18 protein-coding genes are annotated in these 22,097 nt (G+C 70.6%); 6 read left to right on the top strand and 12 right to left on the bottom strand.

The genetic code is table 11. The features are described from left to right. Nucleotides 1–62: 62 nt before the first annotated feature. Complete coding sequence (locus ACZ6NZ_RS08090; protein ID WP_465856908.1) at nucleotides 63–2,867, top strand: M14 family zinc carboxypeptidase; 2,805 nt, start codon at nucleotides 63–65, stop codon at nucleotides 2,865–2,867. Nucleotides 2,868–2,935: 68 nt separating this feature from the next. Here ACZ6NZ_RS08090 and ACZ6NZ_RS08085 read toward each other — a convergent pair whose 3' ends face one another. From ACZ6NZ_RS08085 to ACZ6NZ_RS08065, 5 genes are all read right to left on the bottom strand, one after another. Further along, nucleotides 2,936–3,127: a DUF397 domain-containing protein gene (locus ACZ6NZ_RS08085; RefSeq protein ID WP_465856906.1), complete on the bottom strand. Its 192-nt coding sequence runs from the start codon at nucleotides 3,125–3,127 to the stop codon at nucleotides 2,936–2,938. Beyond that, complete coding sequence (locus ACZ6NZ_RS08080; protein WP_465856904.1) at nucleotides 3,118–3,918, bottom strand: helix-turn-helix domain-containing protein; 801 nt, start codon at nucleotides 3,916–3,918, stop codon at nucleotides 3,118–3,120. Before ACZ6NZ_RS08080 ends, ACZ6NZ_RS08085 begins: the two co-directional genes overlap by 10 nt. Nucleotides 3,919–4,209: 291 nt before the next feature. Then, nucleotides 4,210–5,022, bottom strand: coding sequence for an SAM-dependent methyltransferase (locus ACZ6NZ_RS08075; protein ID WP_465856902.1), 813 nt, complete (start codon nucleotides 5,020–5,022; stop codon nucleotides 4,210–4,212). 166 nt (nucleotides 5,023–5,188) lie between these two features. Further along, nucleotides 5,189–5,566 (bottom strand): hypothetical protein, encoded by a 378-nt coding sequence (locus ACZ6NZ_RS08070; protein ID WP_366609339.1) that lies wholly within the window; start codon nucleotides 5,564–5,566, stop codon nucleotides 5,189–5,191. Continuing rightward, nucleotides 5,563–5,955 carry a hypothetical protein gene (locus tag ACZ6NZ_RS08065; RefSeq protein WP_366609338.1) on the bottom strand — a complete coding sequence of 131 codons (393 nt, stop codon included), beginning with the start codon at nucleotides 5,953–5,955 and terminating at the stop codon, nucleotides 5,563–5,565. Before ACZ6NZ_RS08065 ends, ACZ6NZ_RS08070 begins: the two co-directional genes overlap by 4 nt. A 132-nt stretch (nucleotides 5,956–6,087) precedes the next feature. On the opposite strand from ACZ6NZ_RS08065, the gene ACZ6NZ_RS08060 reads away from it, so the two are divergent. Continuing rightward, nucleotides 6,088–8,847: an AfsR/SARP family transcriptional regulator gene (locus tag ACZ6NZ_RS08060; protein ID WP_465856899.1), complete on the top strand. Its 2,760-nt coding sequence runs from the start codon at nucleotides 6,088–6,090 to the stop codon at nucleotides 8,845–8,847. A gap of 79 nt (nucleotides 8,848–8,926) precedes the next feature. Here ACZ6NZ_RS08060 and ACZ6NZ_RS08055 read toward each other — a convergent pair whose 3' ends face one another. Beyond that, complete coding sequence (locus ACZ6NZ_RS08055; RefSeq protein ID WP_465856897.1) at nucleotides 8,927–10,987, bottom strand: cellulose binding domain-containing protein; 2,061 nt, start codon at nucleotides 10,985–10,987, stop codon at nucleotides 8,927–8,929. A 525-nt stretch (nucleotides 10,988–11,512) separates the two neighbouring features. Between ACZ6NZ_RS08055 and ACZ6NZ_RS08050 the strand changes: the two genes are divergently transcribed. Continuing rightward, nucleotides 11,513–12,835: an extracellular catalytic domain type 1 short-chain-length polyhydroxyalkanoate depolymerase gene (locus ACZ6NZ_RS08050; protein WP_465856895.1), complete on the top strand. Its 1,323-nt coding sequence runs from the start codon at nucleotides 11,513–11,515 to the stop codon at nucleotides 12,833–12,835. Between the two features lie 550 nt (nucleotides 12,836–13,385). Here the strand turns inward: ACZ6NZ_RS08050 and ACZ6NZ_RS08045 are convergent. After that, nucleotides 13,386–14,336, bottom strand: a complete 951-nt coding sequence (locus ACZ6NZ_RS08045; protein ID WP_465856893.1) for a hypothetical protein — start codon at nucleotides 14,334–14,336, stop codon at nucleotides 13,386–13,388. Nucleotides 14,337–14,579: 243 nt separating this feature from the next. On the opposite strand from ACZ6NZ_RS08045, the gene ACZ6NZ_RS08040 reads away from it, so the two are divergent. After that, nucleotides 14,580–15,284 (top strand): SanA/YdcF family protein, encoded by a 705-nt coding sequence (locus ACZ6NZ_RS08040; RefSeq protein ID WP_465856891.1) that lies wholly within the window; start codon nucleotides 14,580–14,582, stop codon nucleotides 15,282–15,284. 6 nt (nucleotides 15,285–15,290) lie between these two features. Here the strand turns inward: ACZ6NZ_RS08040 and ACZ6NZ_RS08035 are convergent, their stop codons facing one another. Next, nucleotides 15,291–16,274, bottom strand: coding sequence for a LacI family DNA-binding transcriptional regulator (locus ACZ6NZ_RS08035; protein WP_465857402.1), 984 nt, complete (start codon nucleotides 16,272–16,274; stop codon nucleotides 15,291–15,293). Nucleotides 16,275–16,515: 241 nt separating this feature from the next. Between ACZ6NZ_RS08035 and ACZ6NZ_RS08030 the strand changes: the two genes are divergently transcribed. Next, on the top strand, nucleotides 16,516–18,141 hold the full coding sequence (locus tag ACZ6NZ_RS08030; RefSeq protein WP_465856889.1) for a glycoside hydrolase family 43 protein: 1,626 nt from the start codon (nucleotides 16,516–16,518) through the stop codon (nucleotides 18,139–18,141). A gap of 65 nt (nucleotides 18,142–18,206) precedes the next feature. Here the strand turns inward: ACZ6NZ_RS08030 and ACZ6NZ_RS08025 are convergent, their stop codons facing one another. The 3 genes from ACZ6NZ_RS08025 to ACZ6NZ_RS08015 all read right to left on the bottom strand — a co-directional run bounded on the left by ACZ6NZ_RS08025 (nucleotide 18,207) and on the right by ACZ6NZ_RS08015 (nucleotide 20,264). After that, entirely contained in the window at nucleotides 18,207–18,830 is a 624-nt protein-coding gene (locus tag ACZ6NZ_RS08025) for a hypothetical protein (protein WP_465856887.1), read from the bottom strand. Nucleotides 18,831–18,954: 124 nt separating this feature from the next. Beyond that, the gene (locus ACZ6NZ_RS08020; RefSeq protein ID WP_465856885.1) at nucleotides 18,955–19,668 is read right to left on the bottom strand and encodes a hypothetical protein; all 714 of its coding nucleotides are present in this window, start codon (nucleotides 19,666–19,668) and stop codon (nucleotides 18,955–18,957) included. Further along, a complete protein-coding gene (locus ACZ6NZ_RS08015) occupies nucleotides 19,665–20,264 on the bottom strand; it encodes an RNA polymerase sigma factor (RefSeq protein WP_465856883.1) in 600 nt (199 codons plus the stop codon). The genes ACZ6NZ_RS08020 and ACZ6NZ_RS08015 overlap by 4 nt, the downstream gene beginning before the upstream one ends. 270 nt (nucleotides 20,265–20,534) lie before the next feature. Here ACZ6NZ_RS08015 and ACZ6NZ_RS08010 point away from each other — a divergent pair, with 270 nt between their 5' ends. Further along, nucleotides 20,535–21,746, top strand: a complete 1,212-nt coding sequence (locus ACZ6NZ_RS08010) for a chitosanase (RefSeq protein WP_366609323.1) — start codon at nucleotides 20,535–20,537, stop codon at nucleotides 21,744–21,746. On the opposite strand, the gene ACZ6NZ_RS08005 is transcribed toward ACZ6NZ_RS08010, so the two are convergent. Next, the gene (locus ACZ6NZ_RS08005) at nucleotides 21,743–21,988 is read right to left on the bottom strand and encodes a hypothetical protein (RefSeq protein ID WP_465856881.1); all 246 of its coding nucleotides are present in this window, start codon (nucleotides 21,986–21,988) and stop codon (nucleotides 21,743–21,745) included. The two genes, ACZ6NZ_RS08010 and ACZ6NZ_RS08005, sit on opposite strands and share 4 nt — an antisense overlap. Nucleotides 21,989–22,097 lie beyond the last annotated feature (109 nt).

Genomic DNA, 22,097 nt, shown 5'->3' with positions numbered 1-22,097 from the left:
CGTCCGCCCGTCCATAGGCTCCGGCCACTGCGAGGCTTTCCCCCAGGAAGGGAACCCGAGAGATGGTCCCATCGTCGCGTCCGTTCTGGACCCTCCCTGCGAAGCGGCTGGCCAGCGCCGCCACGATCGCGCTCCTGCTCGGTACGGCTCCCCTGCTCAGCGGCCCGGCAGCCGCGAGCGCGCCCCGGCCGACCCCCTGCAGCAGCGACCCGACCGCCCGGCTGACCACAGTGCCCAGCCCGGACGCCGTGCTCGGCTTCCCGCTCGGCGCGGGACAGGAGCGGGTCGTCACCAACGACGAGGTCCGGACCTACCTCGGGGCGGTCGATCGCGCCTCGAACCGGGTCGTGACCGGCGTGATGACCACCAGTGTGCTCGGCCAGCCGTTGCCGTACGCGGTGGTGTCCAACGAGCGTCACGTGCGGCCCGCCGCGCTTCGCGAGATCGCCGACGACATCCGGGACCTGCGCGACCCACGCCGGACCAGCGTCCAGACGGCCGCCCGGACGGCGAAGGACAGCCCGGCCATCGTCTGGGTCACCGCGAACGTGCACGGCGGAGAGAAGAGCGGCGCCGACGCGGCGCTCAAGACGCTGTACGAGTTGGCCGCGGGCCTGTCCTGCGATGTCGCCCGGCGCAACGACAACCTGGTCACCATCATCGTCCCCACCCAGAACCCGGACGGCCGTGACGCGACCCGCCGGCAGAACGAGTTTGGCTTCGACCTGAACCGGGACTGGTTCGCCCGCACCCAACAGGAGACCGACGGCAAGCTCGAGCTGCTGCGCCGCTACCCGCCGCAGGTGTTCATCGACGCCCACGAGATGGGCGGCCGGCAGTACTTCTTCCCGCCCAACGCCGATCCGATCCACCACGAGATCGCCGGCGAGGCGGTGGACTGGATCAACCGCATCGGCGAGGCCAACAAGGCCGGCTTCGGCTTCAACGGGGCCTGCGACGACACCGTTACCACCGAGTGCTACTTCAACTACGACACGTACGACATGTTCTTCATGGGCTACGGCGACACCGTGCCGACCACCGGCTTCGGCGCGGCCGGCATGACGTACGAGAAGGGTAGCGCGTCGGCGGTGGCCGACCGGGTCCAGCAGCAGTTCCACACCCAGTGGTCGACGCTCGGCTGGGCCGCCGCGAACAAGCGCGAGGTGCTGGACGGCTACTTCGACATCTGGACCGACGCGCTCGCCCAGGGCAGGGCGGGCACACTGGAGCCGAACGAGGTGGTGCAGCCCACCAACGAGGTGCAGTTCCCGGTGCCGGACCTCACCATCCGCTCGTACTTCCTGCTGCCCGACCGGCAGCTCGCCGACGTCCGCCAACTCGTCGAGCGGCTACGCCGGATGGACGTCGAGGTGTACGAGGTGCAGAAGGCGACCCGGGTGCCCACCGCGCGGGTCTTCGGCGGGCGCAGCGCCACGAACGTGACAGTGCCCAAGGGCGCGTACTGGATTCCGATGGACCAGCCGCAGAAGCACTGGATCCAGGCCGTCATGGGCGAGGACCCGTACGTCCCGTTCCCGTACTTCTACGACGTGTCGTCCTGGAGCAACCCGCTGCTGATGGGCATCAACACCATCTACACCGGAGACACCGTCCGGCCGAAGGCCGAACTGGTGCGCAAGGTCTCCGGCGGTCGCACCGGTGCGGCGTGGCCCTGGGGCTCGTACACGTACCCGCTGGATTCGGCCGCCGCCGCGGAGTTCACCTTCACCCTGCTCGGCCGTGGCGTACCCCTGGTCCGGGATCTCACGACCAGCAGGGTCGCCATCCCGGCCACCAGGGTGAGCCGGACCGTGGACGAGTCGGCCACGAGGCTGGGTGTCACCCTCACCCCGGGTGGTCGGCCGTCCGGCACCCGCCTCGATCTGCCCGACGTGGGGCTGTTCCAGGGCACCGGCATCTCCACCACCTCCGGTTCGCACGGCGAGGCCCGCTACGTGCTCGGCAAGCGGTGGGGGCTCGACCTCACTCCGGTCACCACGGCCGACATCAACGACAACACCGAGGCGTTCACCGGGCGTACCGTGCTGGTGGTGCCGGACGGCAGCAGCGCCACCGGCGGTCTGACCGCCACCGGGCAGGCCAACCTGCGTGACTGGATCGGCCAGGGCCACACCTACCTCGGGCTGCGCAACGAGGGCACCCGCATCGCCCGCGCCGCCGGGCTCACCTCGACCACCGAGAAGACGAAGCCCGCTGACTACCTGGTGATCGGCTCGCACCTGCGCGTCGACGTCGACCAGGACAGCCCGGTGGCGCTGGGTCGCCCGGCGGAGGACTTCGAGTTCAACAACAGCGACCCGATCCTCACCCCAAGCACCACCGGGACGAACGTGCTCACCTACCCGACTGGCGACACCTTCTGGGCAAACGGCTTCACCGTCGGCGCGGACACGCTGAAGGGCACGGCGGCCGTCGTCGACGAACCGACCGGCGCCGGTCGGGCGGTGCTGTTCGCGTTCAATCCGCTCTTCCGCGCGTACAACGAAAATGGCCTGCACCTGGTCGCCAACACGCTGCTCTACCCGGCGACCACCGCGCCCGACGCGCGGCGACCGGCCGGCGTCGGCGAGGCGCGCGCCAGCGCCGCCGCCGCGCCGGTGACGCCGGACCTCGGCGGCGGATGGCGGCCGATCACCATCCAGGTGGCGGCCGGCGACCTGCCCCGCACCCGGGCGATCGTCGAACGCTTCAGCACCGACGCGCAGGCGTCCGAGAAGAACGGCTCGGCGTACGTCGTGATCCCGAACCCGCGAGGGCTCCAGGTGGACGAACACCCGTTCGCGAGGGATCTGGTACGCGCCCTGCGCGACGCGAAGGTGCCGCTGCGGTCGGTGGTCAGCTGACCGACCCGTGCACGGCGAAGCGCCCGTCCCCTCGCATTGGGGGCGGGCGCTTCCGTGCGTGCTGAGGGTTACGACCGCCGGGCTACCTCGGTGACGAACGCCCGCCAGGCCACCGGCCCGAAGACGAGCGCCGGCCCCTCGGGGTCCTTCGAGTCCCGCACGCCAACGATGCCGGGCTGGTCGTCCGCGACCTCGACGCAGTTGCCGCCGCCGGAGCCGCTGCGGGTGGACTTGCGCCACGTAGCGTCGATCAGGTCCATGACGTCACCACTTCCTTCATCAGATCCAGCGACTGCCGGCGGGGTAGCGCCTCGCTGCGAACCATCTCCCACCGGGACATGAGGGTATCCACATCGTCGTCGCGGTCGATGACGACGCCGCCGAGTTGGTTCTCCATCTCGGCCACCCACTTGTGGACGGGCAACCGGGCCAGGCTGAACGGCCCGGTCAGGCCGACGTGCATGATGACGTCGTCGGGCAACAGGTGAATGCTGACGTTTGGTCGCTCCGCGAGGGTGGCCAACTGCTTGATCTGCCCCGCCATGGTGTCGTGGAAGTCCGCGCTGGTGCGGCGGAGCACAGCCTCGGCGATGACCGCGACGAAGTGCGGGGCGTTCGCCTTCGTGAGGGTCTCCTGCCGGTCCATCCGGTGGGCAAGCCGCTTCTCGACCTCGTCGTCGCTCAAGGTGTCGTTGCAGCGGATGACGGCGCGGCCGTAGCTCTCCGTCTGGAGCAGGCCCGGAACGAGGCTCGGCTGGAAGCACCTGAGCTGCGTCGCCGTGCGTTCGGCGTCCAGCCACGGCAGGAACCACGACGGGGCACCGAGCTTTCCCACCATGCGCTCGAACAGGCCGCCGTTCTTGAACGCCCGGTCGGCGCCCTTGATGAAGTCCATCGTCAGGGCCCGCGTCTCGCTCTCCACGGCGCTGACGTGGGAGGCGCTGAAGCCCGCGGCCCGGCCGAAGGCATCCTGGGTCATCCCGGAGGCTCCTCGGGCGCGGCGAATCTCGGCGACGATGAACGCGGCGAGCGGGCTTGGCAAGTCGGCCATGCTGGTTCCCCCACAACTACTCACACCGCTGCCCGACGTAGAACGCTTCGTCAGATCACCCGGCAAGAACTGCCTGAACGTAGTCACCTACCCAGCGGAGTGTAACCACCGGCGCGGCTGGCAAGAGACCCCGAAACACGGTGGAGGCGTTCTCGCCCAGGGCCCGAGCAGATCTTGGACAGTTTCCGTTACGCCGTAACGGAAACTGTCCAAGATCTGGTGGTGGGGCGGCGCTGGGCATCCGAGTGGACCAGGCCGCAGCGGTAGTTCGGCCGAGTGGCGCAGGCCGGCTTACGGCTTGCGGCCGACGCCGCTGTAGCCGGTGCGGGCGACCTGTGGGTCCTCGGTGGCCGGCGGTTCGGCGTACGGCCACATGTTGACCAGGCCGGGCGACTCCAGGACGAAATCGCCGAAGAACCGGGAGATGTCCGCGTGGTTCCGCGGCACGAAGGGGCTGTTCGCTCGCGCGTAGATAGCGGAGATCCGGGCCATCAGGTCGGGGTGCGTGTCGGTGCTGGCGTGCGACAGCGCCAGGTAGCTGCCGGGGGCGAGCGCGTCGCGATAGGTGGCCACGATCCGCTGCGGGTTCTGCTCGTCGGGTACCAGGTGCAGCACGAACATCATCAGCACCGCGACCGGGCTACCGAGGTCGACCGCGGCGCTGATCTCCGGGTGGTCGAGCACCTGCTGGGGATCGCGCAGGTCGGCCTGGACCACCGACACCGACGGCGAGCCGGCGAGCAAGGCGCGGCCGTGCGCGCAGACCACCGGATCGTTATCGACGTAGACGACCCGCACGTCCGGGTCGACGCGGTGCGCGATCTCGTGGACGTTGTCCCGGGTCGGCAGCCCGGACCCGAGGTCGATGATCTGTCGGATGCCCCGCTCCTGCACGAGGTGCCGGACCGTCCGGGCGATCAGGTCACGGCCCTGCCGGGCAGCCTCGGGCATCCACGGCGCCACCTGCAACACCATCTCGGCGGCGGCCCGGTCGGCGGCGAAGTTGTCCTTCCCGCCGAGGTAGTAGTCGAACATCCGCGCCGCGTTCGGCCTGTCCGGTTGCAGGGCTACCTCCGGCTGCGACTGCGACTGCGACTGCGTCATGATCGACCACCTCTCCCCCGGCTGCCCGGTCCCGCAGCATAACGCCCAGGATGATCGATTTACGCCCGCCCGCCCCCGACCAGGCATCGGTCGGGGACGGGCCGTTGAGCGTCCTTCGCGCGGGGCAGTGACCTGTCGCCGTGGTCGGCGACCAGGTCACCCGACGCTAGGCGACGCCGCTGCGCCACCGGTCACAGGTGTCGGTGGCCCAGGCGGGCTGGTCCACGCAGGAGCGGAAGCGGACGGTGCGTCCCTCGCCGAAGTTGTGGTCCCACTGCGAGCAGTCGCCGCTGCTTCCCGGGTTGTAGTGCGAGCCGGTCTGCAGGGACCCGTCGATGCGGACGTACTCGAAGGCCACGTACGAGATCAGACCGTCCGAGGACGTGTCGCAGTTCTCGAACTTGTCTCCGTAACTGATGAACCGCGACGACGAGCCGGTCACCGAGGACGACGCGTCGGTCCCGGCGTACGCGCTGGTTCCGGTCGCGAGAATCGTCGCCGTCGCGGCGACGGCTACCACACTGAGCTTCCCGACCGTCCTCATGCGACACCCACCACCCAGTTGCTGCAGGGGTCCGGGATGATTCCCGGCATGTCGGCGCAGGCACGGAAGGTGACGCTGCGGCCCTCACCGAAGTTGTGGTCGTACGAGGCGCAGGTCCCGCTACCGAGGCCGTTGTACTCGATGTCGTGCTGGAGACTGCCGTCCTTGCGGATGTACTTGTACTCGTTGTAGACGTTCAACCCGTCGGTCGAGGTGTCGCAGACCGAGAACGAGTCACCGTAACTGGTGAACGTCACCTTCGCGCCGGACATCGTGGCCACCCGGTCGGTTCCGGCGTGGGCGATGCCGCCCGTGCCCAGCAGGACCGCCGCGGTCGTCGCGGTGACGACGAGCGGTCGTTTCAGCCATCCCATGTCGTTGCCCTCCATCTCGTTTCCAGCCCGTCCTGGGCTGTCCCGACCGACTATCGGCGTCGGGTCTGGGGTCGGTCTGGGACGGATCTGGTATCCGCTGGTCCCACCGGGGTAAGGCATTGACGGGGCCTCGGGGAGGAGACGCGGGTGGCGGTGCGATTCGGCTTGCTCGGGGACGTCGTGGCGACCGTCGACGACCGCCCGGTCGCGCTCGGGCACGCCCGACAGCAATGCGTCCTGGCCGCGCTGCTCGTCGACGTCAATCGGGCCGTCTCCGTCGACCAGCTCATCGACCGGGTCTGGGGCGACAGCCCACCGCAACGCGCCCGGGACACCCTCTACGGCTATCTGTACCGCTTGCGCCGCAGTCTGGCCGACGTCTCCGACGCGGCGATCACTCGCCGGTCCGGCGGCTATCTGCTGGCCGCCGACGAGCTGGCGGTGGACCTGCACCGCTTCCGCCATCTGCGGGACAGGGCCCGCGCCGAACGGTCCGAGGACGACCGCCTCGCCCTGTTCGACAGGGCGCTCGGTCTCTGGCGCGGTGACCCGTTCTCCGGGCTGGACGCATTCTGGCTCGACAGCGTGCGGACGGATCTGGAGCAGGAGAAGCTCACAGCGGAGCTCGAACGCGTCGATGCGGCGCTGCGGGTCGGCCACCACGACGAGGTGCTGGCGGACCTGTCGCGGCTCGGGTCGGGGCAACCGTTGAACGAGCGCCTGGCCGGCCAGATGATGCTCGCGCTCTCCGGCGCCGGCCGCTCGGCCGAGGCGCTGGAACACTACCGGCGTTTTCGGGACCTGCTGGTCGAGGAACTCGGTGTGGAGCCGAGCCCCCATCTTCAACAGCTGCACCGGTCGATCCTGACGCCGGATGTCGCGGCGGACCCGCCCCCGGCCGGCTCACCGGTCCCCCGACAACTGCCGATGCCGTCCGGGTCGTTCACCGGCCGGTCCGAGGATCTGGCGCAGCTCGACGCGGCCCTGCTGCCGTACGGGGAAACGACCGCTACCGCGGTGGCGGTGAGCGGCACCGGCGGGATCGGCAAGACCTGGCTCGCGCTGCACTGGGCAGCCGACCACCTCGACCGGTACCCGGACGGTCAGCTCTTCGTCAACCTCAGCGGCTTTCATCCCACCGAACCGCCGATGAGCCCGGCCGGCGCGGTACGCGCGATTCTGGACGCGCTCGACGTCGCGCCGGACGCCGTGCCGGCGGACCTCGACTCCCAGATCGGGTTGTACCGGAGCCTGGTGGCCGACCGACGGATGCTGATCATGCTCGACGACGCCCGGGACCCCGATCAGGTCCGCCCGCTGCTGCCGGGCTCGGCCAGTTGCGCGGTCCTGGTGACCAGCCGGAATCAGATGTCGGGCCTGGTCGCGACCGAAGGGATCCGTCCGCTGCTACTCGGCTGCCTGAGCCGGAACGAGGCCCTTGACCTCCTCGCCGGCCGGCTCGGCCCGGACCGGCTCTCGACCGAGGCGGACGCGGCGGCCAGCATCGTCTCCGCCTGCGCCGGCCTGCCGCTCGCCCTCTCGATCGTGGCGGCCCGGGCCGCCACGAACCCGGCCCTGTCGCTCCAGGACCTGGCCGACGAACTCACCGATCAACACCTTGGGTTGGACGCCCTGGCCGACCGCGACGCCGTCGCCGACGTGCGGTCGGTCATCGCCGCGTCCTATCGGGCGCTCAGCGCGCCGGCGGCCACGCTGTTCCGCCTTCTCACGCTCTACGCCGGCCCGGACGTCAGCCTGCCGGCGGTGGCCAGCCTCGTCGGGCTGCCCGTTGCGCAGGTGCGTGAACCGCTCGACGAACTGCTCGGGGCCCACCTGGTGGACCTCACCGGCCCGGATCGCCACGCGTGCCACGACCTGCTGCGGGCGTACGCCGGCGAGCTGCTGGACGACAACGACCGGGCACCCGCGGTGCGCCGGCTGCACGACCACTGGCTGCACACGGCTCACGCTGCCGCGCTGACGATCGAGCCGCATCGGGACCGCATCGACCTGCCGCCGCCGACCGCCGGGACGGCCGTCGCGTCGTTCACCGACAGCGAGCAGGCACAGCAGTGGCTCGACGCCGAACGGCCCGTGCTTCTCGCCGCCATCGACCAGGCCGCCGAATCCGGCCTGGACGGTCACGCCTGGCGGCTGGCCTGGGCCGTCACCACCTACCTCAGCAGGCTGTCGCGATGGTCGGATCTGGCCGCGGCCCAGCGCACCGCGGTGACCGCGGCGGCGCGGGTGGGTGACCTCGTCGGGGAGGCACACGGCCACCGCGATCTCGGCCTGGCGCTGCACCAGCTCGGCGAGCTGGCCGACGGGCTGGACCACCTTCGGTGCGCCGGCGAGCTGTTCGGGCGGCTTGGCGACCGGGCCGGCGAGGCGTACGTCGCGCTCTACCTGGGCTGGGTGTACGAGGGGCAGGGCCAGCACCGGGAGGCGCTGGAGTGCGACGAGCGGGCCCTCGCCCTCTTCGGCGAGGTCGGCCACCTGGTCGGGCGGGCGAAGGCCCTCAACGCCATCGGCTGGGATCACGCCCGTCTCGGCGACCATCATCGGGCCGCCGACCACTGCCAGCGCGCCCTCGCGTTGCACGAGGAGGTTGGCAACCTGACCGGGGCGGCCAAGACCTGGGACAGCCTCGGCTACGTCCACCATCAGCGGGGTGACTCCGACGAGGCAGGCGCCTGCTATCGGAGGGCGCTGGAGCTCTACGAGCAGTCGGATGACCGGTGGGGCGTGGCCGAGACGTCGACCCGGCTGGGCGACGTTCTGCACGACGCGGGTGACGTCGAGGCGGCCCGGGACACCTGGCTGCGGGCGTTGCGCCAGCTCACCGACGACAATCCGGTGGAGATCGCCGAGCTGCGCCGTCGACTCGACAGCGCCGACTCGCCGTGACACAGCGACCGCGGCTCGCGGGTGCGGCACGTGGTGGTCCGGCCGACCAGGCGAACGGGTCGACCGGACCACAGTGGTGTCAGCTGGTGCTACAGATGGTGCCGTTGAGGGTGAACGCCGTGGGCAGCACGTTCGGCCCGCCGTACGCGCCGACGAAGCCGGCGCTCACCGTGCCACCGGGGGCGATCTGCCGGTTGTCGGTGGTGGGCGTGACCCGCACCGCGGTGCCGACCTGTTCCCAGGTGGCGCTCCAACCGCTGCTCACCTGTTGCCAACCGGTGGGCCAGGTCCAGGTGAGCGTCCAGCCGTTGATCGGGCTGGACCCGTTGTTGATGATCTCGACGCCACCGATGTAACCGTTGCCCCAGTCGTTGTTGGCGCTGAAGCGGACGGTACACGTACTGGCGGCAGGGCTGCCGGTGGCGAAGGTGAGCGGCGGTGAGGCCCAGGAGATCCGCCCGGCGGTGTCGCGGGCCAGCACGTTGACGGTGTACCTGCTGCCCGGCACGAGGTTGTCGACGGTGAACGAGGTGCTCGTCGTCTCGCCGACCTGCTCGCTGACCGCGTCGTACTGCCGGTGCACCTCGTACTTCGCGATCGGGCTGGCGCCCGGGGCGGACGCCGGCCAGGTGATCGTCGCGGCGCGGTCGGTGACGCCGCTCGCGGTCGGCTGGCCCGGTGTCGCCGGCCGTCCGGCGGTGGTGCCGGCAGCACGCAGCACGAGCGTGGTCAACGAGTACGCGGGCAGCGTCCGGCTGGTCGCCGAGCCGGACTGGCTGGTGACGATGCCGGTGGCCCCGTTGGCGAGGGTGGACACCGTCGGCGCGACGGTCGACGGGGTGAACCCGGAGTAGTCGATGGTGACCGGGTGGTCGTTGTCCGGGTCCTTGTTCACCAGCAGCACGGCGAGGTCACCGTTGCTCCGGCGGACGGCGTGGGCGGTGACCAGAGGCTCGTCGGTGCCAGCGCGAACGAACTGGTCGCCGGTCTTCGCGAAGAGCTTCATCATGCTCAGCCCGTGGTACGGCGCGAACGGTGTGTTCAGCGGCGGTTGACAGACCGAGCCGTCCTCGGTGCAGGCCCCGCTGGAGAGCATCCCGAAGTCGCCGTAGTCGGTCTGACCGGCCACCTGCGTCACGGTGCCCATGCCGTTGTGCACGTTCCACCAGTGGGCGGTGAAGACGCCGCTCTCCAGCAGACCGCTGTAGACGTCGGCAAGGAACAGCGCGGCCGGTTGGGTGTTCCGGCCGGCGTCGACGTTCAGCTCGGTGAAGCTGATGCCGATGCGGTCGGCGTTCGGGCCGGCGTACCGGGCGAGCTGCTGCCGCAGCAGGTAGGTGGCGTCGGGGAGGTGGTTGACGCGGGCCAGCGACTCGGCGGCGGTGCCGCCCGGGTACCAGTGCACGTCCACGAAGTCGATCTTCGGGCCGGCGATGGAGAGCACGGTCTGGTTCCACGGGCCCGGATCGCTGCCGGCGGTGATCCCGTCCGGCCAGTTGCCCGGCATGGTCAGCACCGCTCCGACCTTGATGCTCGGGTCGACCGCCTTCATCGCGTCGGCGTACTCGACGACCAGCCTCGCGTACTGTGTGGCGCTCTTGTCGGGGTGGTCGTCGGCCTCCCACGCGGATCCGTAGTGGCCGTTGCCGTAGTTCTCGTTGCCGACGGTCCAGTAACGCGCGTCGTAGCCCTTTGTCACGTTGGCGTACCGCACCCAGTCGGCTGCCTCGGCGGGCGAGCCGGTGCCGTAGTTCGCGATGATCATCGGCTGCGCGCCGACGCGCCGGACCGCCGCCATGAAGGTGTCGAAGTCGGTGCCCGGCGCGACGTAACCGCCGGGCGCGGTGTGATCCTTCCAGTGGTAGATGTCGGCGTACGAGCCGCCGGGGTAGCGCATCATCTGCACACCGGCGTTCCTGAGCAGGTCCGATGTCTCGGCGGTGCCGAGGTTCGAGTCCCAGATGGCGTGGTTGACGCCGAGAGCGGTGTCCGGGACGCTCGCCAGTCCCGCGCGGGTGTTGACGGTCACGGTGACCGGGTCGGCCGCCGCGCTGGCGGTTGGTGGGTTGAGGCCCGCGAGCGCGCTCGCGGCGAGCAGCAAGCCCGCCAGGAGTGCTGCTCGGGTCTTCGGTTTACGCATGGGCGGGGTTCCTTCGCGCAGATGAGCCGCCCGACCGGTCAGGGTGCGACCGGTGACGGGCGATCTCGGGGACGGCAGACTCGGGTTGGTCCATCGCTCGTGTCACCGCCCCCCGAGATCACCTCTGGATCCCGGCTGCCCAGTGGACGGACGTCAGCCCCGCGCGCGGCTGTTCATCGACGTACCACAATGGCACTGTCAGTTGGACAATCTCAAGACGTGGAAGCCGTGAACGCCCCGACATGCGATCGGCAATCGTCGAACGTTACAGGTTGACGAACGGCATGTTATCGCTCACAGTCGATGCGAGGCGATCAGCGCGCGCGGCTCACCGGGAGGCCCCTCGCTGGCTCGACCTCAGTGGTCAGGACGTCCCTGGGCAGGTGGACGTCGCATCAGGATCCGTCAGCAGCCGCCGGTGACGCGCGGCGGGCGTCGCGCGCCCGGAACCACCCGTACGTCGTCGTCGACGCGCCTGCGCCGGACCGCCGCCGGGTCCCCCACTCACGACAAGAGGAGCCGCCGATGAGATCAAGGATCGCACTGCTGGCCGCCGCGCTGGCGACGATGACGGCAGTGGTCACGGTCGCCACCCCGGCGTCGGCCGCGACGCTCACCCAGGTGACCAACTTCGGCACCAACCCGTCGAACCTCCAGATGCACCTGTACGTGCCGGACCGGGTCGCGGCTCAGCCGGCCCTGCTCCTCGCCCTGCACTACTGCACGGGCAGCGGTCCGGCGGTGCACAGCGGCTTCGGCCTGAGCACCCTCGCCGACCGCTACGGCTTTATCGTGATCTACCCGTCGGTGACCCGGAGCAGCAAGTGTTGGGACGTATCGTCACCGCAGGCCCTGCGGCGCGACGGCGGCAGCGACCCGGTGGGCCTCAAGTCCATGGTCGACCACGTGCGGAGCCGCTACCCGGTCGACGCCAACCGGATCGGCGTGGGTGGGTTCTCCTCCGGCGCCATGATGACCAACGTCATGGTCGGCCTCTACCCGGATCTGTTCCACGCCGGGTTCAGCTCCTCCGGGGTCCCGTTCGGGTGCTTCGCCACCACCAACGGCGCGGAGTGGAACAGCGAGTGCTCCGGCGGTCGGATCGTCCGGACCGGGCAGCAGTGGGGTGACCTGGTCCGCAACGCTTACCCCGGTTACTCCGGCAAGCGACCCCGGTTCCAGATCTGGCACGGCACCACGGACACCACGTTGAGCTACGTCAACTTCGGCGAGCAGATCAAGCAGTGGACCAACGTGCAGGGCGTGTCGCAGACCCCCAGCCTCACCGACTCCCCGCAGGCCAGCGCCGTCCGTACCCGCTACGGAGGCACCGGCGGCACGGCGCCCGTCGAGGCGATCAGCTTCCAGGGGTACGGCCATTCCATCCCGTTCGACGCCGCGCAGGCGATCCGGTTCCTCGGCTTCGACACCACCAGCCCCACCACGCCGCCACCCGCCGGCACGTCCGCGCCGCTGCGCAACGCCGCCGCCAACCGCTGCCTCGACGTCCCGTCGCGGTCGCAGACCAACGGCACCCAACTGACGTTGTGGGACTGCAACGGCGGCACCAACCAGCAGTGGACGTCGACCGCCGCGAAACAACTCCAGGTGTACGGCACGAAGTGCCTGGACGCCGAGGGCGCCGGGACCTCGCCGGGCACCCGGGTGATCATCTGGGACTGCAACGGCGGCACCAACCAGCAGTGGAACGTCAACACCGATGGCACGGTGACCGGAGCGCAGTCCGGCCTGTGCCTGACGCCCAACGCCGGCGGAACCGCCAACGGCACCCCTGCGGTCCTGTCGAGCTGCAACGGCTCGAACGGCCAACGGTGGTCCCGAAGCTGACGCGGTGACCGACGGCGGCGTACCCCGTCGGTTGGTCGTGCGGGTGTGCGTCCCGCTGCTCGGGCCCGGACTCCGAACAGCGGGACGCAACCCGGCGGCCAGGGCCGGGATCGACGGTCGCCATCAGGGCGGCCCAACTGCGGGCCACTGCTCAGCGGTGCGCTGGCAGGTGAGCGGGCCGGTCGTCGTCGTCGCACGACTGACCCGGCTGCTGCGGTGCCCTGGAATCCCGGTGGCCGTTCACGCCTCGGCCGCGTGGCGCGCGGGTCGCCCGGTGGTGGTCTCGGGCCGTCTCGCGCCGGCCGCGTGCCACCCGCCCCACGCCACGATCGTCATCCGTCACGCCCCGGGCCAATGGCGACAGCTCCGTCACAGCGGCCTGAGATCGGTCGAGCATTGACGACTGTCCGTCACGTTAACGTTAACAGTAAGCAATTGTCCATAGACAATCGCTTTCTCCGCCGCTCTGGAGGGGCTGCCGCTCACCGACACCGCCGCCTCTGAGGTTTTCGCGACGGCAGCTCGGCTACCTTACGGACCGAGGAGGCGGCTATCGACCGAAGCGGTCGCTGACATCCACGCCGTCCGGCAGGACGTCCGTCAACCGGATCCGCACGCGGGTGCGGACCACCTCGGTACCCCTGCCGAAGCTGGTCGGCATCCGCCGCTTCCGCCACTCCCGCAGCGGCTTCGCCGCCTCCCGCTTACGGCGCTTGAGGATCGCCTCCGCGGCGATGACGTCAGCGTGCCGGCCCTCGACGACCTCCAGCAGTTCGGCACCCCCACGAAGATGCTCCCGCACCCTCGGCATCCCGCCCACGCCGAACTTCAGCAGCCCGCGATGCTTGAACAGGTAGAGCAGATAGGGCGTGTCCCGCAACGCCGCGAACGACCGGTCACCGACCTCCGGCGGACAGGTGACGCAGCCCTTACCCGGGCCGGTCAGCCGCTGCCAGGACCCACACCGGAGATGCACGCCCCAGGTCCCGTGCGACATGGATTGCCGCCGTTGCCCGAACCAGGGTAGGCCGTGAACGTCCCCGGCCAGATCAGTCCAGCCGCCGCCGCGGCGACGGTCGAGGTCATTGCCGAGCGCTACCGCGGCGCGGAACTCGGCGGCGACGCGCGGTGAGACCGCGTCGTCGGTGGCCACATCGGCGAACTGGCGTACCTGGTGAGCCAGTGCCGGCTCCGCCGACAGCCGCGAAAGCAGCTCCCGGCCGCTGTCGAGCGCTGATCCCGAGGAGCGCTCGTCGAGGCAGATGTGGCAGCGGGTCCGCCAACCCTTGCGGCAGATCCGGTGGTTGCCGCAGCCGCGGCACCGGTGGATGTCGACGCCGCTTTCGGCCGGAAGGACGCCGAGAGGCTCCATCTGGTCCGCGACCAGCGCCGCGCACGGAGGACAGTGCGCGTACCAGGCGATGTCCGGACCACGCCGACGCGTGTTGGCCCTGCCGTGGACGGTGTCACCACAGTTCACGCAGGCGTACCCATCCGACACCGCTGACGTCCTCAACCCGGGTGCCGCGACCATCTGCCCTCCCGTCGGTTGCTGGGCATGTGACCCGGATACCGAAGCAGACGCACGCCCCTGAGCCGCAGGTCAGTCGGAAAGGCGACTCACGACGCGACCCCAACCACGACGGCGGCACATATCCCAGTGCTGGCCGCTGATTCGGCTGCGGCACCGGGGCGACAGCGACGCCGACGACAGCCGCGAGCGCGGGCGCAATAGCCTTGCGGCATGCGGGGACGATTCGGCGCGGCCAGACGCTGGTACGGGAAGCACCCGTTGGTCCGTCGTACGGTCGTCGCGCTCGCGGTGGGGATCGTGGTGCTGAGCGGCGGCACGGTGGCCAGCGTGACGTGGATCCGCGACACCGCACAGGGCCACCTCTACGGCGAGTCCGAGGTGCCGGACGCCCCGGTCGCCCTGGTCCTGGGCACCAAGGTGAACGCCGACGGCACGCCCTCACCCGTCCTCGCCGCGCGGTTGGAGATCGCGCGGCGGCTGTTCGACGCCGGCAAGGTGCGGGCGATCCTCGTGTCGGGCGACAACATGAACGCCGACTACAACGAGCCGGCCGCGATGCGGAACTGGCTGGTCGAGCGGGGCGTGCCAGCGCACAAGGTGGTGCCGGACTACGCCGGTTTCGACACCTACGACTCGTGTGCGCGCGCTGAGCGGATCTTCGGGGTGCGGCGGGCCACGGTGGTGACCCAGACCTTCCATCTTCCGCGCGCCGTGGCGCTGTGCCGCCGCCTCGGCATCGACGCCAACGGCGTGGGCGACGACAGCGCGAAGCGGTACGCCCAGACGTGGTGGTTCAGTTCGTACCGGGAGAACGGCGCCTGCCTGAAGGCCGCGCTGGAGTTGCTCTCCGGTCGGGATCCGGCGCACCTCGGCCGCCGGGAGACAGGCGTCGACGACGCGTTGCGCAGCGACTAGGCGAGGTCACGAGCGTCTTGGCGCGGCGCTGTCGCGGACGATGAGTTCGGTGGCGAGTTCGACCCGAGGGCTCTCGGTCCGCTCGCCGCCGGCGAGGCGCAGCACGGTCCGCGCGGCCAGCATGCCCATCTCGGCCAGGGGTTGCCGGACGGTGGTCAGCGGTGGTGAGCACCAGCGCACCTCCGGCAGATCGTCGAAGCCGACCACGCTGATGTCGTCGGGCACCCGCAGACCCCGTTTACGGACCGCCTCGTAGACGCCGAGGGCCATCTGATCGCTGGAGGCGCAGATGGCGGTGGGCGGGTCGGGCAGGGCCAGCAGTTGGGTGCCCGCGGTGAAGCCGGCCTCGTGATAGAAGTTGCCGGGGCGGATCAGGGCGTCGTCGATGGGGATCCCGGCGGCGCCGAGGGCGGCGCGGTAACCGTCCATCCGGGCCCGGCTGCACATCAGGTGCGGTGGCCCGGCGATGAAGCCGATGCGGCGGTGACCGAGGCTGATCAGGTACTGGTTGGCGCTGAGGCTGCCCGCCCAGTTGGTGGCGCCGATGGTGGGTGACTCCTGGGGGTCGACCCCGGCCGGGTCGATGATGACGACCGGCAGGTGCAGCCGGCGCAGTTCGGCCTGCAACGGTGGATTCACCATCGAGGTCACGAAGATGATTCCCTCGGTGGAACGCGTCCGCATGTTGTCCAGCCACTGTTTGGCCGAGGAGATGCGCCAGTGGATGGCCGACACGACGGTGCCGACGCCACTGGTCTGGCCGACGTCCTCCACCCCACGGATGATCTCCACGGCCCACGGGCTGTCCAGGTCGTTGAAGACCAGATCGATGAGGGCGGCGTCGGTACGCCGCGACGGCGAGCGGCGACGGTAGCCGTGCCGGTTGAGTAGTTCCTCGACGCGTTCCCGGGTGTCGGGGGCGACGTCGGATCGGCCGTTGATGACCCGGGAGACGGTGGGCACGGAAACTCCGGCCAACCGCGCGATCATGGCGATGGTGACGTTTCGGCCGTTCTCCGTACCCACGGTCCCCCCTGCGGAGCTATGGATCTCCGAAACTTTCAATGCTTCGCCGGTAATGCCGATCGATGGCCGGCACGCTACGAGCTGTTGTCTCAGCGGTCAAGACCTCTGTCCTATTGCGAAAGGACCGGCTAGCGTAAGGAGAGCTTCCAGTGATCCAGGACCCGATTTTCCGGAAGTTCCAGACAGCCCGTCCAGAGGAGTGCTCGTGGCGACCGACATCGCTGACGTGGCGACCGCTACCCGGTCGATCCGCAATCCCATCCTCGCCGGCTTTCACCCGGACCCGTCGATCCTGCGCGTCGGCGACGACTACTACCTGGCCACCTCGACCTTCGAGTGGTATCCGGGTGTGCTCGTGCACCACTCGCGTGATCTGGTGAACTGGCGCAGCCTGGGTGGGATCATCACCGACCGGCGCCTGCTCGACCTGCGCGGATGCGGTGACTCCAACGGGGTGTGGGCGCCCGACCTGACGTACCACGACGGTCGGTTCCACCTCGTCTACAGCGACGTGGCCAGCTTCGCCAGCGGCTACTGGGATCCACAGAACTTCCTGGTCACCGCCGAGGACATCACCGGCCCCTGGTCCGATCCGGTGAAGCTGCACGGGCGCGGGTTCGACGCGGCACTGTTCCACGACGACGACGGCACCACCTGGCTGCTGGGCATGAGCGCGGACTGGCGGCCCGGCCGCGACCGCTTCGGTGGCATCGAGATCCAGCAGTACGACCGGGCCGCACGCCGTCTGGTCGGCAGCCCCCGCATCCTGTTCACCGGCTCCCCGGCCGGGCTCACCGAGGGTCCGCACCTGTACCGCCACGACGGCTGGTACTGGCTGATCACCGCCGAGGGCGGCACCAGTTGGGAGCACCAGGTCACCGTGGCGCGGTCCCGGGAGCTGTTCGGACCGTACGAGGTGGACCCGGACGGGCCGCTGCTCACCTCCTTCGGGCGGCCCGACCTGCGGTTGCAGAAGGCGGGGCACGGCAGTCTGGTCCAGACGCAGGACGGCGAGTGGTACCTGGCCCACCTGGTTGGTCGCCCGTACTCTCCGCTGGGTAACTGCGTGCTGGGTCGGGAGACAGCGATCCAGCGGGTCGAGTGGCCGTCGGGCGGCTGGCCGCGAATCGCCGGAGGGGTGCCGGCGAACGACGTCGTCGCACCCGACCTGCCCGCGCACCCGTGGCCGGCGGAGCCCGAGACGGACCACTTCGACGCCCCCGAGCTGGGCCCGTGCTGGTCGACGCTGCGTCGGCCGGCCACCCCGGACTGGGTCGACCTGCACACCCGCCCGTCGTACCTGCGGGTCCACGGCGGGCAGTCGCCGGTCGGTCGACAGGCGCCCAGCCTGGTCGGGCGGCGCGTCGGTGCGACGAAGTGCTCGCTGGAGACCGTGGTGGAGTTCGCACCGGCCGACCACCGTCAGCTCGCCGGGATCACCGCCTACTACAACACGCTCAACTGGCACCACCTCTACCTGACCCGGGCCGACGACGGCCGGACGGTGCTGGAGCTGCTCAGCTCCGACAACGGGCGGCGCACCGCGTACCCCGAGCTGACCGTCGATGTCGACGGCGTCACTCGGGTCGGCCTGCGGGCCGTCTTCGACGGGCCGGCGGTGCGCTTCGACTACGACCTCGGTGCCGGTTGGCAGCGGCTACCCGTCGAGCTGGACGCGACCATCCTGTCCGACGAGCACGCCGCGCTGATCATCGACGGTGAGCCGGCGGCGTGGGGCTTCACGGGGGCGTTCCTGGGCCTGTGGGTGCAGGACCTGGGCGGGGACGGCGTGCACGCCGACTTCGACCTGGCCACCTACCGGGAACAGTGACCACGCGGACGGCGTTCGGCGGGTGCCGTCCGCGTGCCCACTCCTCCTACCCGACCTGAGCGCTCCTACCTGGCCTGAGCGGCGACGGCCCGCAGCTGGCCGAGAGTGGTACGGAAACCACGGCCGGAGGCGGCCGGGTCCTCGGCGCTGAGGCCGCTGACGGCCATGGTCTGCGAGCGGGTCGTGGCGACGGCCTCCGCGCCGGAGCCGTTCAGGTCGAACACGCCGAAGTCGCCGCTGAGCGTCCGGAACGTCGGAGCCGCCGGGTCCTGGGCGAGGTAGAGCACCACGACCTGGCCGGCTTCGAGCTTCGACATGTGCGCCATGTCCGGCACACCGGCGGGCAGCGGGGCGAGCGTGATCCGCGCCCCGGCCCGCACCGTCGATCCGGTCGTCGCGCGCAGCACCTCGTCGACCCGGAATCCGGCCTCCTCGACCTCACCGCGTACCACCAGGTCCGCGGTGTCGCTGAGCTGCCGCACGGTGGCGTACCCGCGCAGCTTGCCCTTGATCGGCGGGGGCGCCACGTCCGTCGGCGTGGCGGCGCTGCTCGGGGCGGCGCTGCTCGGGGCGGGCCCGGCGGCCCGGTCGGCGTCACCGCCGCTGCCGCAGGCGGCCAGGGCCGCGGCGGACAGCACGGCGGCGGCCGTGGCCCACAGCGGCCGGGTACGGCGAAGGTCGACTGCCATGGAACGCTCCTCGCGTCTCGGTGCCGTCCCGGGCCGTCTCGCTCGGAACGCGGCACTGCTCACGCCTTCTATCTGTGCGCCCCGGGCACCGGGTTCCATTTTTTTGCGGACTCACTTTCGGGGGTCATCGCCGCTCACGGGCGAGCTGACGCAGCTCGGCGAGCGTGGTGACGAACGCGCGACCCACCGCGGTGTCGTCCTCGCCCCGCAGACCGGTCACCGACATCGCCGGTGACCGGCTGGTGGCCGTTTCCCCGGCGAGGTCGAAGATCCCGAACTCCCCGCCGAGCGGGTGGTAGACGCGGGCAGACGGGTCGACGAGGCCCAGGTAGAGGACGCTCGGTCGGCCGACCGTCCCGGCCGGTTGCGCGGCCACGATGATCTCGGTGGGCACCGGGGCCGCCGGAACACGGTAGAGCACCTCCGCCACCCGGTAGACCGCCCGACCGTCCGTCACCGACGCCACCTCGCCGCGGACCACCAGGTCGGCCGTGTCGGTGAGTTGGCGCACCGTGCCGTACCCACGATTCTTGGCGGCCGTGCCCGGCGGCGCCGGCCGAGCGGCCGGACGGGTCGCCTCGGGCGACGAGAGCACGGCCGGGGGCGCGTCGCCGGACCGGGTCGCGAGCCCTCCGCCGATCCCCGCCACGACCAGGACCAACACCGCCGCCGCGAGCGCCAGCCGCGACGACACGAAAGCCCTTCTTCGGGTACGCGGCTCCTGCGTGATCGCCGCGAGCAGGCGCCGGCGGTGCAGCTCGTGCCGGCCCGCCGGCAGGTCGTGGTCACCGGGGTGGGGCGCGATCTCCGCCCACTCGGCCGGGTCCGGCGCGCTCACTGGCTGCCCTCCCGTACGAGCGAGGCGTCCACGACCGGCGGTCGCGCGGCGCGTGGCGACGCATCGACGAGGGTACGGAGCCGGGCGCGGGCCCGCGACAGCCGCGAGCGCACCGTACCGACCGGAACACCCAGCGCCTCCGCCGCGGACTCGTAGTCGAGGCCCTCCCACAGGCACAGGGTCAGCACCTCACGCTCGGATCGACGCAGCCGGGCCAGCGCGTCGATGGCGGCGGCGATGCGTCGGCTGTCGTCGAGCCGGCCGGCGACCTCGTCGGCGTGGTCGGGCAGGGTGAAGTCGGCGGCGAGCAGCGCGGCGGCCACCCTGCGGTAGCGACGGTTGCTACGGGCGTGGTTACGGGCTTCGTTGGTGGCGATGCCGAGCAACCAGGGACGCAGCGACCCGCCCTCCTCGGTGACCCGCTCCCGGGAGCGCCAGGCCTGCAGGTACGTGGCGGCCATGACGTCCTCCGCCGTGGCCCAGTCGGCGGTCAGCCGGAACGCGTGGTTGTACACCGAGCGCGCGTACGCGTCAAACAGCTCGGCGAACGCGCCGGGGTCACCGGCTCGTACCCGAGCGCGCAGACTCGACTCCATGACCATCTTCTGTCCGTCGGACGGGTGCTGGTTCCGACGGACCGGCCCGTTGATCAGTTACGGCCCGACGATAGCCACCACCCGGTACGTCCCGCCAACGACGGGATGAACAGACGCCGTCACGCCTCGCTGTCGTCGATTGACGGCGAATCGACGTACTGGTATCTGTTAATACAGTTTCCTGATGCTTGCGGTGCCCGCCGGGGCTGAACCGTCGCGCCGGGCCACCGACCGGCTGGCGGCACGCCGCCCCTTCCCCGAGGAACACCCATGGTTCACAAGAGAACAGCCGCCTACGTGGTGGGCACCCTGCTTGTCGGCGTCGCCGCCGTCGGCTACGGCCTGCCGTCGGCGAGCGCCGCGACCGCCGGCCCGATCACCGGCCTCGGCGGCAAGTGCGTCGACGTCGCGGCCGCCAGCTCGGCCAACGGCACGGCCGTCCAGCTCTACGACTGCAACGGCAGCGCGGCCCAGACGTGGACCGTCGGGAACAGCGACACCTCGATCCGGGCGCTCGGCAAGTGCCTCGACGTCACCGCCGCCTCCACCGCCAACGGCGCCAAGGTGCAGCTGTACGACTGCAACAACACCGGCGCGCAGAAGTGGACCGCCAGCAACGGCGCGCTCGTCAACACCGCCTCCGGCAAGTGCCTCGACGTCACCGACCGGAGCACTGCCAACGGCGCCCGGTTGCAGATCTGGACGTGCGGCGGCACCACGAACCAGCGGTGGACCCTGCCGGGCGGCGGCACTCCCACCACTCCCCCGCCCACCACCCCGACCGGCACCAACCTCGACGACCCGGCGAAGAAGGACGTCGCCATGCAGCTCGTCTCGGCCGCCGAGAACTCCTCGCTCGACTGGCGCGCGCAGTTCTCCTACATCGAGGACATCGGCGACGGACGCGGCTACACCGCCGGCATCATCGGCTTCTGCTCCGGCACCGGCGACATGCTCGAACTGGTCCAGGCGTACACGAACACCAAGCCGGGCAACGTCCTGGCCGGCTACCTGCCGGCGCTGCGTGCCGTCAACGGCACCCCGTCGCACTCGGGCCTCGACCCGAACTTCCCCCGCGACTGGCGGACCGCCGCCAACGACTCCGTGTTCCAGGCCGCCCAGGAAGCCGAACGCGACCGGGTCTACTTCAACCCATCGGTACGCGACGGCAAGAACGACCAGGTCCGGGCGCTCGGCCAGTTCGCCTACTACGACGCGGCGGTCATGCACGGGTACGAGGGCATGCGCCAGATCCGCAACCGCGCCCTGAACCGGGCCAAGCCCCCGGCCCAGGGCGGCGACGAGCGGACCTGGCTCAACGCCTTCCTCGACGAGCGGGTCATCGAGATGAAGAAGGAGGCGGCCCACTCGGACACCTCCCGCGTCGACACCGCCCAGCGGGTGTTCCTCAACAACGGCAACTTCAACCTCAACACCCCACTGGTGTTCGCCGTCTACGGCGACCAGTTCCGCATCGGCTAGCTCGCTGAGTGATGGCGGGGTCGTCGTTCGTTTCGCCGACGGCCCCGCCACCCCGGGCGCTTCCACCGCCCGGCGCGGCCCTGCTGCTCCTGACCGGCGGCTCCGACCGCGGCGAACGCGGCGATCTGCTCGGCGGTGCAGACGCCGAGCGGCCAGGCGGCGCCGTTGGCCATCGCGCCGTTGTGGAACCACATCAGGTAGGACAGGTGCACCAGGCCGACGGACCCTCCAGCGACGCCCACGGTTCCATGCCGAGGGCCCGGTCGATGATCGCGTCAACCCGCTCGCGATCAAGGTAGTCGCCGGTTGCGGGATCGGTCCGGCACGACAGTGGGGCCCGCAGCGCGCGTC

This window comes from Micromonospora sp. NPDC047756, from assembly GCF_055587245.1.
This window is presented reverse-complemented; position numbering and strand designations above follow the sequence as displayed.

Coding starts and splice junctions, on each gene's coding strand:
- ACZ6NZ_RS08090 (WP_465856908.1), top strand. CDS start 63: ATGGTCCCATCGTCGCGTCCGTTCTGGACCCTCCCTGCGAAGCGGCTG.
- ACZ6NZ_RS08085 (WP_465856906.1), bottom strand. CDS start 3,127: ATGGACCTGATCGACGCTACGTGGCGCAAGTCCACCCGCAGCGGCTCC.
- ACZ6NZ_RS08080 (WP_465856904.1), bottom strand. CDS start 3,918: ATGGCCGACTTGCCAAGCCCGCTCGCCGCGTTCATCGTCGCCGAGATT.
- ACZ6NZ_RS08075 (WP_465856902.1), bottom strand. CDS start 5,022: ATGACGCAGTCGCAGTCGCAGTCGCAGCCGGAGGTAGCCCTGCAACCG.
- ACZ6NZ_RS08070 (WP_366609339.1), bottom strand. CDS start 5,566: ATGAGGACGGTCGGGAAGCTCAGTGTGGTAGCCGTCGCCGCGACGGCG.
- ACZ6NZ_RS08065 (WP_366609338.1), bottom strand. CDS start 5,955: ATGGAGGGCAACGACATGGGATGGCTGAAACGACCGCTCGTCGTCACC.
- ACZ6NZ_RS08055 (WP_465856897.1), bottom strand. CDS start 10,987: ATGCGTAAACCGAAGACCCGAGCAGCACTCCTGGCGGGCTTGCTGCTC.
- ACZ6NZ_RS08050 (WP_465856895.1), top strand. CDS start 11,513: ATGAGATCAAGGATCGCACTGCTGGCCGCCGCGCTGGCGACGATGACG.
- ACZ6NZ_RS08040 (WP_465856891.1), top strand. CDS start 14,580: ATGCGGGGACGATTCGGCGCGGCCAGACGCTGGTACGGGAAGCACCCG.
- ACZ6NZ_RS08035 (WP_465857402.1), bottom strand. CDS start 16,274: ATGATCGCGCGGTTGGCCGGAGTTTCCGTGCCCACCGTCTCCCGGGTC.
- ACZ6NZ_RS08025 (WP_465856887.1), bottom strand. CDS start 18,830: ATGGCAGTCGACCTTCGCCGTACCCGGCCGCTGTGGGCCACGGCCGCC.
- ACZ6NZ_RS08015 (WP_465856883.1), bottom strand. CDS start 20,264: ATGGAGTCGAGTCTGCGCGCTCGGGTACGAGCCGGTGACCCCGGCGCG.
- ACZ6NZ_RS08010 (WP_366609323.1), top strand. CDS start 20,535: ATGGTTCACAAGAGAACAGCCGCCTACGTGGTGGGCACCCTGCTTGTC.